The sequence below is a fragment of the Stenotrophomonas sp. YJH_SMC_32 genome (genome assembly GCF_059369975.1).
The window spans coordinates 123,736-137,964 of record NZ_JCAFTE010000009.1 but is presented as its reverse complement, the minus strand read 5'-3'; the positions used below and the strand labels follow the sequence as shown (position 1 = coordinate 137,964).

12 protein-coding genes and 1 pseudogene are annotated in these 14,229 nt (G+C 67.8%); 8 read left to right on the top strand and 5 right to left on the bottom strand.

Annotated features, from left to right (window positions below; all coding sequences use genetic code 11):
* Positions 1-117 (top strand): annotated as a pseudogene (locus AC5P7S_RS12955) (IS110-like element ISStma4 family transposase); the annotation flags it as partial.
* Between the two features lie 30 nt (positions 118-147).
* Here AC5P7S_RS12955 and AC5P7S_RS12950 read toward each other — a convergent pair.
* Together AC5P7S_RS12950 and AC5P7S_RS12945 are read right to left on the bottom strand one after the other, a co-directional pair.
* On the bottom strand, positions 148-594 hold the full coding sequence (locus tag AC5P7S_RS12950) for a 3-dehydroquinate dehydratase (protein ID WP_004153636.1): 447 nt from the start codon (positions 592-594) through the stop codon (positions 148-150).
* Between the two features lie 3 nt (positions 595-597).
* On the bottom strand, positions 598-999 hold the full coding sequence (locus AC5P7S_RS12945) for a hypothetical protein (protein ID WP_053496494.1): 402 nt from the start codon (positions 997-999) through the stop codon (positions 598-600).
* Between the two features lie 243 nt (positions 1,000-1,242).
* On the opposite strand from AC5P7S_RS12945, the gene lepB reads away from it, so the two are divergent.
* Together lepB and AC5P7S_RS12935 are read left to right on the top strand one after the other, a co-directional pair.
* A complete protein-coding gene (lepB, locus tag AC5P7S_RS12940) occupies positions 1,243-1,869 on the top strand; it encodes a signal peptidase I (RefSeq protein WP_053501214.1) in 627 nt (208 codons plus the stop codon).
* A 124-nt stretch (positions 1,870-1,993) separates the two neighbouring features.
* Positions 1,994-3,250, top strand: a complete 1,257-nt coding sequence (locus AC5P7S_RS12935; RefSeq protein WP_095378566.1) for an MFS transporter — start codon at positions 1,994-1,996, stop codon at positions 3,248-3,250.
* A 93-nt stretch (positions 3,251-3,343) separates the two neighbouring features.
* Here AC5P7S_RS12935 and AC5P7S_RS12930 read toward each other — a convergent pair whose 3' ends face one another.
* Both AC5P7S_RS12930 and AC5P7S_RS12925 read right to left on the bottom strand, forming a co-directional pair.
* The gene (locus AC5P7S_RS12930) at positions 3,344-4,252 is read right to left on the bottom strand and encodes a LysR family transcriptional regulator (protein WP_095378569.1); all 909 of its coding nucleotides are present in this window, start codon (positions 4,250-4,252) and stop codon (positions 3,344-3,346) included.
* A 313-nt stretch (positions 4,253-4,565) separates the two neighbouring features.
* Complete coding sequence (locus tag AC5P7S_RS12925) at positions 4,566-5,534, bottom strand: LysR family transcriptional regulator (protein ID WP_095378571.1); 969 nt, start codon at positions 5,532-5,534, stop codon at positions 4,566-4,568.
* A 110-nt stretch (positions 5,535-5,644) separates the two neighbouring features.
* Between AC5P7S_RS12925 and aceB the strand changes: the two genes are divergently transcribed.
* From aceB to AC5P7S_RS12905, 4 genes are all read left to right on the top strand, one after another.
* Positions 5,645-7,267 carry a malate synthase A gene (aceB, locus tag AC5P7S_RS12920; RefSeq protein WP_095378572.1) on the top strand — a complete coding sequence of 541 codons (1,623 nt, stop codon included), beginning with the start codon at positions 5,645-5,647 and terminating at the stop codon, positions 7,265-7,267.
* A 64-nt stretch (positions 7,268-7,331) separates the two neighbouring features.
* A complete protein-coding gene (gene aceA, locus AC5P7S_RS12915) occupies positions 7,332-8,633 on the top strand; it encodes an isocitrate lyase (RefSeq protein WP_019661879.1) in 1,302 nt (433 codons plus the stop codon).
* Positions 8,634-9,070: 437 nt separating this feature from the next.
* Positions 9,071-10,111, top strand: coding sequence for a GGDEF domain-containing protein (locus AC5P7S_RS12910; protein ID WP_032954692.1), 1,041 nt, complete (start codon positions 9,071-9,073; stop codon positions 10,109-10,111).
* A gap of 13 nt (positions 10,112-10,124) precedes the next feature.
* A complete protein-coding gene (locus AC5P7S_RS12905) occupies positions 10,125-12,617 on the top strand; it encodes a putative peptide modification system cyclase (RefSeq protein ID WP_242441381.1) in 2,493 nt (830 codons plus the stop codon).
* A 7-nt stretch (positions 12,618-12,624) separates the two neighbouring features.
* Here the strand turns inward: AC5P7S_RS12905 and AC5P7S_RS12900 are convergent, their stop codons facing one another.
* Complete coding sequence (locus AC5P7S_RS12900; protein WP_005420725.1) at positions 12,625-12,921, bottom strand: NHLP-related RiPP peptide; 297 nt, start codon at positions 12,919-12,921, stop codon at positions 12,625-12,627.
* Between the two features lie 138 nt (positions 12,922-13,059).
* On the opposite strand from AC5P7S_RS12900, the gene AC5P7S_RS12895 reads away from it, so the two are divergent.
* Positions 13,060-14,226, top strand: a complete 1,167-nt coding sequence (locus tag AC5P7S_RS12895; RefSeq protein WP_005420721.1) for a putative peptide maturation dehydrogenase — start codon at positions 13,060-13,062, stop codon at positions 14,224-14,226.
* Positions 14,227-14,229 lie beyond the last annotated feature (3 nt).

Here is a 14,229-nt window from a genome sequence, read left to right as displayed (position 1 = left end):
GCGAAAGGGAAGCCCTTCAAGGTCGTCATGTGTGCGGTGATGCGCAAGCTCATCCATCTGGTTTGGGGCGTACTGAAAAGCGGCCGCCCATTTGAGCCTGACGGCGCCCTTGCCTAGGCAAGGGCAACACGGTATCTACACACAGCGTTACGTCCCCACGTGCACGCGGTTCGCCTGCTCGGCCAGGCCCAGGTGATCGAGCGCGATATCCAGCGCCAGCACATAACTCTGCGCGCCATACCCAGCAGCGATGCCCAGGCGCTGGCCGACACCGGCCGGCAGGCACGGTTCGGCCACTGCGCCGTCGTCATGCACCTCTACGTACGCGTTGTGCAGATAGGGCAGCAGCCGCTGCAGGCGCAGACTGTTGGCACACGCACCCGGATCGAGCAGCGTCACCTCGCCGCGGCTGTGATCGGCCACGCGCAGCGCATCAAGCAGTTCCTGTTCCGAACCGCAGGCGCGGATCGCCACGCTGGTGCCGGCGTCGATCGCGCGATGCACCAGCGACTTCAGGACCGGTGCCGGCAGCGGCATCGCGGTGCGGATCAGGGCGCCGGCCGCTTCCGGGCCGCGGATGATGAAGATCGACATGACTCAGCCCTCCTGCGCCAGGCGGCGGCCGACAATGGCCAGCGACAACGGGTAACCGGCCTGCTGGCTGCGCTGGTCGACCACCACGGCGGCCGGACCGTGCTGCAGGCGCAGACGTGCATCCAGGCCCGGCTCGCTGGGAGCCTGCAGTTCGATGTACTGCGCCGGCAGCCGTTCCAGTGCTGCCTGCAGCGCGCCACCTTCGGCCTGCCATTGCGCTTCGTCGGCGGTACCGACATCCAGCAGTACCCAGTCGGCGGAGCGCGCCTGCGGCTGGCACAGGCACTGGCGTACCTCGGACAGGCTGGCGCAGTCGCTGCACAGCACGCGATGGCCGGCCAGCTGTGCCGGCAGCTGCGGACGCGGCGCCGACGAAGATGCGTGGCGGATCACCAGGAGGGTCATACAACACCTTGCGGAATGCGCCCTGTGGCGCGGTGGGCACACGATGCGCGTGCTGCCCGTAAAGGTGCGATGCCCGCCGCCGGGCCGGGGCGTAAAACCTGCGTAACCCCTTTTGCAGCGCCAGGGTTGCCAGGACTGGGCGCAGAGCAGCCGAGCGTAGGCTCGGCTCTACAGGAGCGCGGTGCGGGAACCTCTTCGGCCCGGATGTGGTCTGATGCAGCTACCACCCACCCGGATCCTGCCATGGACGCTGTTGCCCGCCCTCCCTTTTCCGAACGCGCGCTGGCCTGGCTGAAGAAAGAGGCGCTGCCGCTGCTGGTGATGCTCGGCCTGCTCGCCGCCGCCCGCGATACCCTGGCCAACCATTACGTGGTGCCGAGTGGTTCGATGCAGCCGACCCTGCAGCCCGGCGACCGGGTGGTGGTGGACATGCGCGCCTACGGTCTGCGTCTGCCATTCACCAACACGGAACTGATGGCGACCGGCACCCCGCAGCGTGGCGAGGTGGCGGTCTTCGACTCACCGGCCGACGGCACCCGCCTGATCAAGCGCGTGGCGGCGGTGGCCGGTGACCATGTGCAGATGCGCGAAGGCCATCTGAGCATCAACGGGCAGCCGCTGCAGATGGCCGACCTGCAGGACGTGGAAGCCTTCGGCGAGCGACGTGCCCGCCTTGATCTGGACATGGGCGGCGGTCCGGACATCGCCGACTTGGTGGTGCCGGCTGGCAAGGTGCTGGTGCTGGGTGACCACCGCGGCAACAGCTTCGATGGCCGCTTCTTCGGCTTCGTCGACGCCGACAAGCTCTACGGCCGCGCGGTGGCGGTGTACTACCGCCGGGGCGACGGCTTCGAGTGGCAGCGCCTGTAAGCTGAATTGATACTTCTCGTATATCAATCATTACCTATCAGGTTATGGATCGACTGGATAGACGGGCCTAGTCTGAGGCCCGTTCCCTCCCACGCTTGGCCGCCCCCACCGGCCCATCGATCCCATGACTGGCGAAACCGCGGCGGCCGTCGAACGCCGCCCCCCCACTGTCGACTCCAGCGCCGAGACCCGCATCCAGCAGGGCACACCGGCCTTTCGTCGCACCGCGCTGGCACTGTTCCTGGCCGGCTTTTCCACCTTCGGCCTGCTGTACACGGTGCAGCCGCTGCTGCCTGAGTTCAGCCGCCATTTCGGCGTGTCCGCCGCCGGCAGCGCCATGTCGTTGTCGCTGACCACCGGCACCTTGGCCGTGGCGATGCTGCTGGCTGGTCTGCTGTCCGATGCGGTCGGCCGCCGCCCGTTGATGATCGTCGCGTTGCTGGCCTCGGCCATGCTGTCGCTGAGCTCGGCGCTGGTGGATGACTGGACCACGCTGCTGGTATTGCGCACGCTGCTCGGCCTGGCGCTGAGCGGCGTGCCGGCGGTGGCGATGACCTACCTGGTCGAGGAAATGGACAGCCGCGCGCTGGGCCTGGCGATGGGCCTGTACATCGGCGGCAACGCCATCGGTGGCATGAGCGGGCGCCTGCTGGCCGGCATCATCGCCGATCACTGGGGCTGGCGCTGGGGCATCGGCGTGGTCTCGATCATCGCCATCGCCAGTACCGTGCTGCTGTGGCTGCAGCTGCCGCCGTCGCGTCATTTCCATCCCCGCCGTGATGGCCTGCGCCAGTTGCCGTCGCGCTGGCGCCTGCTGTTCGCCGACCCGGGCCTGCCGTGGCTGTTCGCCACCTCGTTCGTGCTGATGGGCGTGTTCGTCACCCTCTACAACTACCTGGGCTATCACCTGCTGGCGCCGCCCTACCACCTCAGCCAGACCGTGGTCGGGCTGATCTTCAGCGTGTATCTGGTGGGCACCTTCAGTTCGGCGTGGATGGGCCAGCAGGCCACGCGGTACGGGCGCGGCCGCATCCTGTCGATCTCGTTCGCGCTGATCGGCGCCGGCATCGCGCTGCTGGCGATGCCGTGGCTGAGCACGATGGCACTGGGCATCGCGCTGGTGACCTTCGGCTTCTTCGGTGGCCACTCGGTGGCCAGCAGCTGGGTCGGCAGCCGTGCCGGTACGATGCGCGCGGAAGCATCGGCGCTGTACCTGTTCGCCTACTACCTGGGCTCCAGCGTGCTGGGCGGGGTGGGTGGCCTGGCCTACGCGGCCTGGGACTGGCTGGGCGTGTGCGCGTTCGCTGCCGTGCTGACCCTGATCGGGGGCGGCATCGTCTGGGCGCTGCAGCAGCGCGCGCCGCAGCCGGTCACCGCGTGACCCACCGCGTACGGTGGTGCCGGCCGCTGGCCGGCATGCCGGCCCATGTGGGGTTGCCGGCCAGCGGCCGGCACTACCCGGGTGGGTTGCACTTCACCCTTCGGCGAACGCCTCACGCAGCAGCGTGGCGAAATTGCGGATCAGCGGCGTTACCCGTTCGCGGTGCCAGGCCAGCTGCACTTCCGAATGCGCGCCAGCATCGGCCAGTGCCACGAAGCGCGATCCTTCCACGCGTATGTGATCGCATGACGACGGCAGGATCGCCGCACCCAGGCCCGCAGCGGCCAGGCTGATCAACGTCGATGCTTCACCGGCTTCCTGCACGATGCGCGGCGTGAAGCCCGCCGCCGCGCACAGCGCGATCATGTGGTCATGGATGCCCGCGCCCGCGCTGCGGCGAAATGCCACGAACGGCTCCTGCGCGAAGTCGCGTAGCGACAACGTGCCCTGCTTCGACAGCATGCGCAGGGCAGGGTGGTCGGCATGCACGATCAACGCCAGTGGATCGACGAACAGGCTGTGCGCCACCAGCTCCGGCGGCAATGCGCGCTTGCGGATGATGCCCACGTCCAGTGAACCGTCGAGCAGCGCATCGATCTGCTGCAGCGTGTTCATCTCGCTCAGCTGCAGCCGCACCTGTGGGTACTGCTGACGGTAGCGCAGGATCGAACGCGGAATCTGCGGCGACAGCGGCGTGGCGCGAGTCAGACCGATGTGCAGTTCACCCTGCTCACCACGCTGTGCACGCTGCACCTCGTCCACGGCCGTTTCCACCTGCTGCACGATGGCGCGTGCACGTTCCTGCAGCAGTTCGCCCGCAGGCGTCAGCTGCACGCGGCGATGGCTGCGCACGAACAGGCGCGCGTCAATCAGTTCTTCCAGCTGGCGGATCTGTTGGCTGAGTGGCGGCTGTGACATGCCCAGCCGCTCCGCCGCCTGGCCGAAGTGCAGCGTATCGGCGACGGCGAGGAAGTAGCGCAGGTGGCGGAGTTCGATGGACATGGGGCCAGTTTATTCATCGTCAGCCGGAAATGAATCAGAGGCGGGATCCGACCCCGTGCCGACCAACGGTCGGCACCCACCATGGGAAGCATTTCCCACAGTTCGCAGAAAACGGTCGAAGGCGGGGTGGGTCCGGTTGCGGGGGCGTGAGCGCCATGGATGGCGCGACCGAGCCTCCATGGACGGATTTACGGCGTCCCTCGTAACCGGACCCACCCCGCCATCCCACGGAATGCCCGCTGTTGCCGTTGACGTTGCCGTTGCTTCGGCCTCTGCAGGTGCAGGGCGGCAACCCTGCAAACCAGAACACCCCTCACCGCTCCGAATGCCCGCTCTGATCGTAATCGCGCGGACTGAACAACTCCGGCTGGATCAGCTCGATGAACGCCCGCGCCTGCGCCGACAACGCCTTGCCCCGGCGCACGATCACCCCGTAGCTGCGCTCGGGGAACCAGCGCTTCATCGACCGCGCCGCCAGCCGCTCGTGGTCGGCCTCGTTCAGGCACAGCGCCGGCACGATGGAAATGCCCATGCCCATCGCCACGTACTGCTTGATCACTTCCCAGCCCCCCACCTCCAGCGCCACGGTGTAGGCGATGCGGTGGCGCTGGAACACCTGGTCTACCAGCCGGTAGGTGATCTGCCGCTTCGGCGGCAGCACCAGCGGATAGCGCGCAATATCGGTCAGCTCCAGCTCGCCGCCCTTGGCCAGCGGATGATCGTGCGGTGCGATCAGCACCTGCTCGAAGCGGTAGGCCGGGGCGTAGGTCAGGTCGGCCGGCACATCGGTCATCGAACCTATCGCCAGGTCGGCGGCATCCTCGCGCAGCAGGTCGGTGCCGTCGGCGCTGATCGCGTTGTGCAGGGTCAGGCGCACGTCCGGGTGGTGCAGGCGAAAGCGTTCGACGATCTTCGGCAGCAGGTACAGGATGGTCGAGCTGTTGGCGGCAATGTTCAGCTCGCCCGCGTCCAGGCCGCGCACCTTGTCGCGGAAGCGCGCCTCCAGCCCGTCCAGGTTCTCCACCAGCGGCTGTGCCATCTCGTACAGCAGCTGGCCCTCGCGGCTGGGCACCAGGCGCCTCCCGCTGCGCTCGAACAATGGCACCCCCAGCTCCCGTTCCAACGCCTGCAACTGCAGGCTGATGGCCGGCTGGCTGACGAAAAGTGCCTCAGCCGCCCGTGAGACGGAGCCGAGGCGCACGGTCTGGCAGAACGCGCGCAGCGGCTTGAGCCGGTCGGATTTGTAGGAAAAACGAGGACTTGGCGGGGTGCGTGTGCTCATCGTGTAACGAGTATTAGCATAACTTATGTAAAACATTGCAAAAACTGTTTTGCCAAATACTGAGGCCCAGCGGCACCGTGGAGACGTTCCCCCACCGCTGGAGTCGCCCCATGTCCGCCGTCGCTTCCGCCGTTCCCACCCCCGCCACCAAGGCCACCCCCGGCATCGCCCTGGCGACCCGCGTGGCCGGCCAGGACACCGTGCTGCCGGCGCCGCTGCTGGCCCTGCTGGTGTCGCTGCACCGCGCGGTGGAACCGGGCCGGCAGGCGAGGCTGCAGGCCCGCCGTGAACGCCAGGCGTTCTTCGACCAGGGCGGCCTGCCGGACTTCCGTGAAGACACCACTGCGATCCGCAGCGGCGACTGGCGCGTTGCGCCGCTGCCGGCCGCGCTGCAGGACCGCCGCGTCGAGATCACCGGCCCGACCGACCCGAAGATGGTCATCAACGCGCTGAACTCCGGCGCCAAGGTGTTCATGGCCGACTTCGAGGATTCGACCTCGCCGACCTGGCGCAACCTGCTGGCCGGGCAGCAGTCGCTGGCCGCGGCGGTGCGCGGCGATCTCGAATACACCGCCCCCAATGGCAAGCATTACACGCTGCGCCCATACGACGAACAGGCGGTGCTGATCGTGCGCCCGCGTGGCTGGCACCTGGACGAGAAGCACGTACGCGTCGACGGCCAGTTCCTCGCCGGCGGCCTGTTCGACGCAGCGGTGTTCGCCTTCCACAACGCCCGCTCCCTGCAGGCCAAGGATCGTGGCCCGTACTTCTACCTGCCCAAGCTGCAGAGCATGGAAGAGGCGGCGCTGTGGGAAACCGCGCTGTCGCACATCGAAGGGATGCTCGGCTTGCCGCACGGCCAGATCAAGGTGACCGTGCTGATCGAAACGCTGCCGGCGGTGTTCGAGATGGACGAGATCCTGCACGCGCTGCGTGATCGCATCGTCGGCCTGAACTGCGGGCGCTGGGACTACATCTTCTCGTACCTGAAGACCTTCCGCCGCCACGCCGACCGCGTCCTGCCTGAACGTGGCCAGGTGACCATGACCCAGCCGTTCCTGAAGGCCTATTCGGAACTGCTGATCCAGACCTGCCACCGCCGCGGTGCGCATGCGATGGGTGGCATGGCCGCGCAGATTCCGATCAACAACGATGCCGCCGCCAACGAACAGGCCATGGCCCGCGTGCGCGCCGACAAGCTGCGCGAAGTCAGCGCCGGCCACGACGGCACCTGGGTCGCGCATCCGGCGCTGATTCCGGTGGCGATGGCGATCTTCGACGAGCACATGCCCGGTGCGAACCAGCACAGCGTGCTGCGCCAGGACGTGCGCGTCGGCCGCGACGAACTGATCGCGCGGCCGCCGGGCACCATCACCCGCGCCGGCTTCGAAGGCAACGTGGAAGTCTGCGTGCGTTACCTGGCGGCGTGGCTGGATGGCAACGGCTGTGTGCCGATCCATCACCTGATGGAGGACGCGGCCACCGCCGAGATCAGCCGCAGCCAGTTGTGGCAATGGCTGCATACGCCGGGCCAGCAGCTGGACGATGGCACCGCGATCGACCTGGCCCTGCTGGATTCCACCCTGTCGCAGCTGCCGGCACGGCTGGGCGATACCGCCGCGCTGCCCGGTGGCGCGCGCATCAGCGAGGCCATCGCCCTGCTCGGCGAACTGAGCCGCAGCGAAGAACTGACCGATTTCCTGACCCTGCCGGCCTACGCGCGCATCGATTGACTGCCGCCCGCGTCTACCGCCGTTTCCCTCCCCGCTGCACGCACGAACCGAACTGGAGAAAGACATGAGCAAGCTGCCCACTGCCGAACAGATCCAGCACGACTGGGATACCAACCCGCGTTGGGAAGGCATCCAGCGCAACTACAGCGCCGCCGACGTGGTGCGCCTGCGCGGCACCGTCCACATCGAGCATTCGCTGGCCCGCCTGGGTGCGGAGAAGCTGTGGGCGTCGCTGCACGAGCGCGAGTTCGTCAACGCGCTGGGTGCACTGACCGGCAACCAGGCCATGCAGCAGGTCAAGGCCGGCCTGAAGGCGATCTACCTGTCCGGTTGGCAGGTGGCGGCCGACGCCAACCTGGCCGGCCAGATGTATCCGGACCAGTCGCTGTACCCGGCAGATTCGGTGCCGGCGGTGGTCAAGCGCATCAACAACACGCTGCTGCGCGCCGACCAGCTGCACCACGCCGAAGGCAAGGATGACATCGACTTCCTGCAGCCGATCGTGGCCGATGCTGAAGCCGGCTTCGGCGGCGTACTCAACGCCTTTGAACTGATGAAGGCGATGATCGAGGCCGGCGCCGCCGGCGTGCACTTCGAGGACCAGCTGGCCTCGGTGAAGAAGTGCGGGCACATGGGCGGCAAGGTGCTGGTGCCGACCCGCGAGGCGATCGAGAAGCTCAACGCCGCGCGCCTGGCTGCCGACGTGCTGGGCGTGCCGACCCTGCTGGTCGCGCGCACCGATGCCGAAGCTGCGGATCTGCTGACCAGTGACATCGACGGCAACGACAAGCCGTTCACTACCGGTGAGCGCACCGTCGAAGGTTTCTACAAGACCCGCAACGGCCTGGACCAGGCGATCAGCCGCGGCCTGGCCTATGCACCCTATGCCGACCTGGTGTGGTGCGAGACCGGCAAGCCGGACCTGGAGTTTGCACGCAAATTCGCCGAGGCGATCCACGCGAAGTTCCCGGGCAAGCTGCTGGCCTACAACTGCTCGCCCAGCTTCAACTGGAAGAAGAACCTGGACGACGCCACCATTGCCAAGTTCCAGCGCGAACTGGGCAGCTACGGCTACAAGTTCCAGTTCATCACCCTGGCCGGGTTCCATGCGTTGAACTACGGCATGTTCAATCTGGCCCACGGCTACGCGCGCCGCCAGATGAGTGCGTTCGTGGAACTGCAGGAAGCCGAGTTCGAAGCGGCCGAGCGCGGTTTCACTGCGGTCAAGCACCAGCGTGAGGTCGGTACCGGCTATTTCGATGCGGTGACCCAGGCGATCCAGCAGGGCCAGTCGTCGACCACCGCGCTGACCGGATCGACCGAGGAAGAGCAGTTCCACGGCGGGCGCAGCGAACGCGCGGCGTGATCCGGTGCGCGGCGTGATCCGGTAGTGCCGGCCGCTGGCCGGCAATCACAGGATGCTCCGGGCGCTGCGTGGCAGCCGGCCAGCGGCCGGCTCTACCGGGGCCTGGAAATCCGATCAGGGTGGCCAGGGAAGGGCCAGGCAACGCCGGCCGGTCGGGGGACCTGCCGGCGTTGTTGTATCGATGCAAGGGGGGCAGCCAGCGGGCAGCGTCAATCAGGCGCACCCCGGGTTCCGGCAACTTGGCCGAAATCCTGTGAAACCCGGCATCGAATTGATCCAGCAGGGGTTTTGCCCGGGCACCCGTGACCAGAACGGGCCACCACCGATCTTCACATCAATCAAGATCGGCAGAACGGTCAAAATGAGATAGGGCGCACACTTTAAAGCGGTGCTATGCTCCGCGGCTCACCAGGGGACGCTGGCGGCGGGTGCAGGGAATGACCGGCAGGGGTGCGGCCGAGAACAGTGATGTGACGACAGGTATCGCCCGGGTGGCGATGGCCGAGATCGTGCACGCGCTGTTGTCAGATGCCGAGGTGGCATTGTTTGCCAGATTCGCCCGCGCATGCAAGCTCCGTGCCGGACAGTGGCTGTTCCAGCGTGGCCACCGCGGCGAGCGCATGTATGTGATCCTCGAAGGCCAGATCGAACTGGACTTCGGCGAGGACCTGGTGATCAAGACACTCGGGCAGCATGAGTTCTTCGGAGAACTGGGCCTGCTGGTCGGCGACCACCTGCGCAGCGCCAGCGCGCGCGCGCTGGTCGACTGCGATGTGCTGGAACTGGGGCCGGCTGATTTCCACCGGCTGGTCGAATCCGATCCGGGCCTGGTGGCCTACTTCCTGCGCCGCACGATCATGCGCGTGCTGGCCAACGAACAGGCCCTGATCAGCCAGTTGCGCCGGCGCAACCACGATCTGGAAACCGCGCTGGACAACCTCTACATCACCACCCACCAGCTGACCCACACCCGCGAGCTGGTGCGTACCGATGAACTGACCGGCCTGCACAACCGCCGTGGCCTCACCCTGTACCTGCAGGAGTGCCGCGAGCGTGCCGAGGGGCCGCCGCAGGCGCTGCTGCTGATCGATTGCGACCGTTTCAAGCAGATCAACGATCGCCACGGCCACCAGGCCGGCGACCGCGTGCTGCAGAGCATGGGCAACATCCTGCGCTCGATGGCTGGCGAACAGGACCTGGCCTGCCGGCTTGGCGGTGATGAGTTCTGCCTGATGCTGCGCCGTGGCAACCGCGAGATCGTGCAGCACGCTGCCGAGTTCATCCTCAGCGCGGTGCACGGCCTGCTCGAGCGCAGCCATGGCACGCCGCATGTAAGCCTGGTCAGCATCGGAGCCAGCCTGCTGGATGCCGACGCGGACTGGAGCGAGTGGTATGCCAGCGCCGATCGGGCGCTGTACCGGGCCAAGCGTGATGGCGGCAACTGCCTGCGCTGGGTGGATGATCCGGACGGCCAATAGGGAGATGCAGGCGATGAATGGCGACAACGGAACGTCAGCCCCGCATAGCCCACAGCTACGCGCCCTGCTGTTCACTGATCTGTGTGATTCGCTGCAGCTGGTCGAGCGGATCGGCGACGTGGCGGCGGCGAGCCTGTTCCAGGAACACGACCGCCTGGTGCTGGTGCTGCAGCACCGCTGGAATGGCCAGCTGATCGATCGTTCGGACGGCCTGTTCATGCTGTTCGAGCGCGCCATCGATGCCCTGGGCTTCGCCCTGGACTACCAGCGCGAACTACATGCGCTGGGCCAGCAGCGTGCGATTGAACTGCGCGCGCGTGCTGGCCTGCATGTGGGCGACGTGCTGACCTGGGAAAACAGTGCCGAGGCAGTCCGCGCCGGCGCCAAGTCGATGGAAGTGGAAGGCTTGGCCAAGCCGATGGCGGCGCGCCTGATGATGCTGGCGCGGCCCGGCCAGATCCTGTTGTCGGCGGTAGCCGAATCGCTGACCCGCCGTGCCACCGATGCGTTGGGCGAGCGCGGCACGCGCCTGTTGTGGAAGTCGCACGGGCGCTGGCGCTTCAAGGGCGTGCCGGTGGTACAGGAAGTGATCGAAGTGGGCGAGATCGGCTCCGCACCGCTGCGCATGCCGCGTGCCAATGCCAAGGCCCGCCGCGACCTGCCGTTGTGGCGGCAGCCGCTGGTGCTGGCCGCCGAAGGCCTGGTGCTGGCGGTGGCGGTGCTGGGCGGCTGGCTGCTGCTGCGGCCGGAACCGGCGATCGCGTTCGCCGAGCGCGACTGGGTGGTGCTCGGTGACGTCGACAATCTCACCGGCGACCCGATCTTCGACGACTCGATGCGGCACGCGATCCGGATCGCGCTGGAGCAGTCGCGCTACGTGAACGTGCTGTCGGAGGGCAAGATCCGCGAAAGCCTGGAAATGGCGCGGCTCTCGGGCGATACCCGGCTCAGCCGCGATACCGCGGCCAACGTGGCGGTGCGGGAAGGCGCGCGCGCCGTGTTGCTGCCGACGGTGCGGCAGAAGGTCGGTGGCTACGAGCTGGCCATCGATGTCGCCGCACCCGGCAGCGGCCAGGTGATCCAGACGTTCACCGCCACCGTGGATCGATCCGACCAGATGGTGTTCGCGGTGGACGACGTGGTCGGGCGCCTGCGGCGCGGACTGGGCGAATCGGTGGCGAGCCTGGAACAGTCGTTGCCGCTGCCGCGGGCATCGACCCAGGATCTGCGCGCACTGCGTGCATTCGCACTGGCGGAAAGTGCACTGGGCCAGCGTCGCTTTGAGGAGGCGCGCAACCTGTACCAGGCGGCGATCGATATCGATCCCGGTTTCGCCCTGGCCTACATGGGCGTGGCCAAACTGCATGCGCGCGTCGAGGAAGGGCGGCGTGCACGCGAAGCCATGCAGCATGCGCTGGACCTGCAGGATCGGCTGCCGCCACGCGAGCGGCTGTACCTGAAGGCCTGGATGGCCGAGCTGGAGCCGGGTGGCTGGGCGCTGGAGCAATGGCGCACGCTGGCCAAGGTCTATCCGGATTCGTTCGCGGGGCTGTCCAACACCTCCTGGTACCTGCTGCAGGCCAACCAGTTCAGCGAGGCCGAACCCTATGCGCGTGCGGCCGCAGTACCGCAGGATCCGCTGCGGCTGTATCCGCTGGTCCACCTGGTGCGGATACAGATCGCTGCCAACCAACCGCAGCTTGCCGCCGAAACACTGGCACAGGCGCAGATCCTGCGCGGCCGTGATGACGCCGATGAGACCGGCGTGGATGTGCTGGTGGCGCAGGGGCAGTACGCCAAGGCAGCGAAGCTGTTGCCGCAGATCCATGCCAGCGATGCCCTGCAGCAGCGGATGAAGCTGCGTGCGCAGTTGTTGCTGGCGGCCGCGCAGCGCGATTGCGCGGCCATGCAGCAGGCGATACGCGAAGATGCAGCGGCGCCGACGCTGATCGATCTTCAGGTGCAGCAGCGCCTGCAGCACGCCAGCGTGGCGGCGCTGTGCCCGAGCGCTGACCGTGCCGGGCTGCAGGCCATTGCGGCGCTGCTGCAGCCGATGCTGCAGGAGCGTGATGATCCCATGCTGCATGCCCGTGGCCTGCAATGGCTGGCGCTGGTCCACCTGGCGCAGCGGCAGGGCCAGTTCGAACTGGCCAGGCGCTGGCTGGACGAGCAGCGGCCCCTGCTGCGCAGCCTGCGCAGTCCGGTCGCGGACCGCTGGCTGCGCATCGTCAGCGCCATGGACGAACTGCAGATGCAGCGGCCCGATGCAGCCCGCGCGCTGATCGAGCCGATGCTCGATGGCAGCGAGCCGGTGCAGGCGCGCGTCGTGCTGCTGTTCGCGCTGCGTGCGCAGGGCGATGAAGCCGCCGTGCGCCGCCAGCAGGCCTGGCTGGCCCAGCATCGCGGCCAGGCCATTGCCGAGGTCACCGCCCTGCAGGTGTGGCAACCGCTGAACGTGTATGACGTCTCCACGTGGGCTACGCCGGCCACGGCCGGCGCGCCCTGATGGCGGGTCAGCCGTCGATGCGCTCGCCGACCTTGCCGGCTTCGAAGCAGAACACCACGGTCATGGCCGCCACCGACCCGGACAGGTGGGCCTGCAGCCCGTCACGCACTTGGCTCAGCTCTTCGACCGAGGCCAGGGTGCCGATCTTCATGCAGTCGTTCTCGCCAACGGCACCGTCCAGCCCGATCGAGGCCAGCGCCTTGGCTGGCGACGCGGTGAAGTGGCTGCGGAAGTCGTCATTGCCGATCAGGTGGTCAAGCAGGAGGCTGGCGTCTGCGGCGGAAAGGCGGGGATGGGTGCTCATGGGGATCGTCCGTAAGTGGAGTTTCTCGTATCGGCCGCGACAGCCTGCCATTGAGGGCCGCGCTGTGCACATCGCTAAAGTTGGCCGCGCCGCGGTCGTTGCTGCTATGCCGGTTGTGCGGCAGAAGGAAGGAAACCGATGCGCCTGCGCCGCTGCGCCAGCCTGATGTTCGAGCCCCGCGAGGCGGTCACCCTGGACCTGCGCGCGATGCTGGCCGGCCACGCCGAGATGGACAGCCAGATCAGCTGGGTGGCGCTGGCCGCGCATCTGGACCAGCCACTGCCGGTGGACGCCGAGGAGCGCCAGCTGCTGGGCGAGCTCAGCGCGCACCGCTGGAGCGAACCGCCCGCCGATGCTTCCCCGGCGATGCTGGCCCGCCTGGTCGAGCAGGGCCTGCTGCTGACCGACCCGCCGAGCGAGGTGGGGCACCAGCTGCGCGACGAGGCGCTGCGGCGCAGCCAGTGGTGGCCGCTGGCTGCACTGGCCCATCGCCATGCACGCTGGCAGGCCGTGGACAGCGTGGAGGACATGCGCCGGCAGGGGTTGGACACCGCTGCCGGCCTGCGCCAGCGCCTCGGGCCGCCGCCGCCGGTGGTGCAGCCCATGCAGGGCGACTACCAGCCGCTGCCGCGCAGCGAAGAGGCCGCGTTCGACGCACTGCTGGCGCGCCGCACCACCTGCCGCAATTTCGACCCGCAGCGCGCGCTGCCGCTGCCGTTGCTGGCCCAGGTGCTGCAGCGCACGCTGATGGCGCACGCGGTGCAGAAGGTCGAGCGCGATACCGAGTTCCTGAAGAAGAACGTGCCTTCCGGTGGCGGCCTGCATCCCACCGAAGGCTTCCTGCTGGTGCAGAACGTGGAAGGACTGGCACCGGGCCTGTACCACTACCACCCGGTGCAGCACGCCGTGCTGCCGCTGCCCTCGCCACCGCCGCAGGCACTGCCGGCGCTGGCGCGGCGGATGCTGTCCGGGCAGGCGTGGTTCGCCGATGCGCCGGCGCTGCTGGTGCTGGCGCCGCGCTATGACCGCTGCTTCTGGAAGTACCGCAACCACGCCAAGGCGCATCGTGCGGTGACGCTGGATGTCGGTCACATCTCGCAGCTGCTGTACCTGTGCGCGACCGAGCGCGGCCTGGCCGCCTTCGTCACCGCAGCCATCAACGATGCCGATGTCGATCGTGCCTTCGGCTTCGATGGCATCGGCCAGAGCGCGATGGCCATCTGCGGCCTGGGCTGGCGCAGTGCCACACTGGACACGGCCGAATTCGATCCCGCTGGTCGGGTGACGGCGGGCGACGACCGCTGAGCG

Excerpts from the sequence above, each read along its gene's own strand:
- aceB (WP_095378572.1), top strand. The coding sequence starts at position 5,645 with ATGTCCGCCGTCGCTTCCGCCGTTCCCACCCCCGCCACCAAGGCCACC.
- AC5P7S_RS12905 (WP_242441381.1), top strand. The coding sequence starts at position 10,125 with ATGAATGGCGACAACGGAACGTCAGCCCCGCATAGCCCACAGCTACGC.
- AC5P7S_RS12910 (WP_032954692.1), top strand. The coding sequence starts at position 9,071 with ATGACCGGCAGGGGTGCGGCCGAGAACAGTGATGTGACGACAGGTATC.
- AC5P7S_RS12895 (WP_005420721.1), top strand. The coding sequence starts at position 13,060 with ATGCGCCTGCGCCGCTGCGCCAGCCTGATGTTCGAGCCCCGCGAGGCG.
- lepB (WP_053501214.1), top strand. The coding sequence starts at position 1,243 with ATGGACGCTGTTGCCCGCCCTCCCTTTTCCGAACGCGCGCTGGCCTGG.
- AC5P7S_RS12900 (WP_005420725.1), bottom strand. The coding sequence starts at position 12,921 with ATGAGCACCCATCCCCGCCTTTCCGCCGCAGACGCCAGCCTCCTGCTT.
- AC5P7S_RS12925 (WP_095378571.1), bottom strand. The coding sequence starts at position 5,534 with ATGAGCACACGCACCCCGCCAAGTCCTCGTTTTTCCTACAAATCCGAC.
- AC5P7S_RS12945 (WP_053496494.1), bottom strand. The coding sequence starts at position 999 with ATGACCCTCCTGGTGATCCGCCACGCATCTTCGTCGGCGCCGCGTCCG.
- AC5P7S_RS12935 (WP_095378566.1), top strand. The coding sequence starts at position 1,994 with ATGACTGGCGAAACCGCGGCGGCCGTCGAACGCCGCCCCCCCACTGTC.
- AC5P7S_RS12930 (WP_095378569.1), bottom strand. The coding sequence starts at position 4,252 with ATGTCCATCGAACTCCGCCACCTGCGCTACTTCCTCGCCGTCGCCGAT.
- aceA (WP_019661879.1), top strand. The coding sequence starts at position 7,332 with ATGAGCAAGCTGCCCACTGCCGAACAGATCCAGCACGACTGGGATACC.
- AC5P7S_RS12950 (WP_004153636.1), bottom strand. The coding sequence starts at position 594 with ATGTCGATCTTCATCATCCGCGGCCCGGAAGCGGCCGGCGCCCTGATC.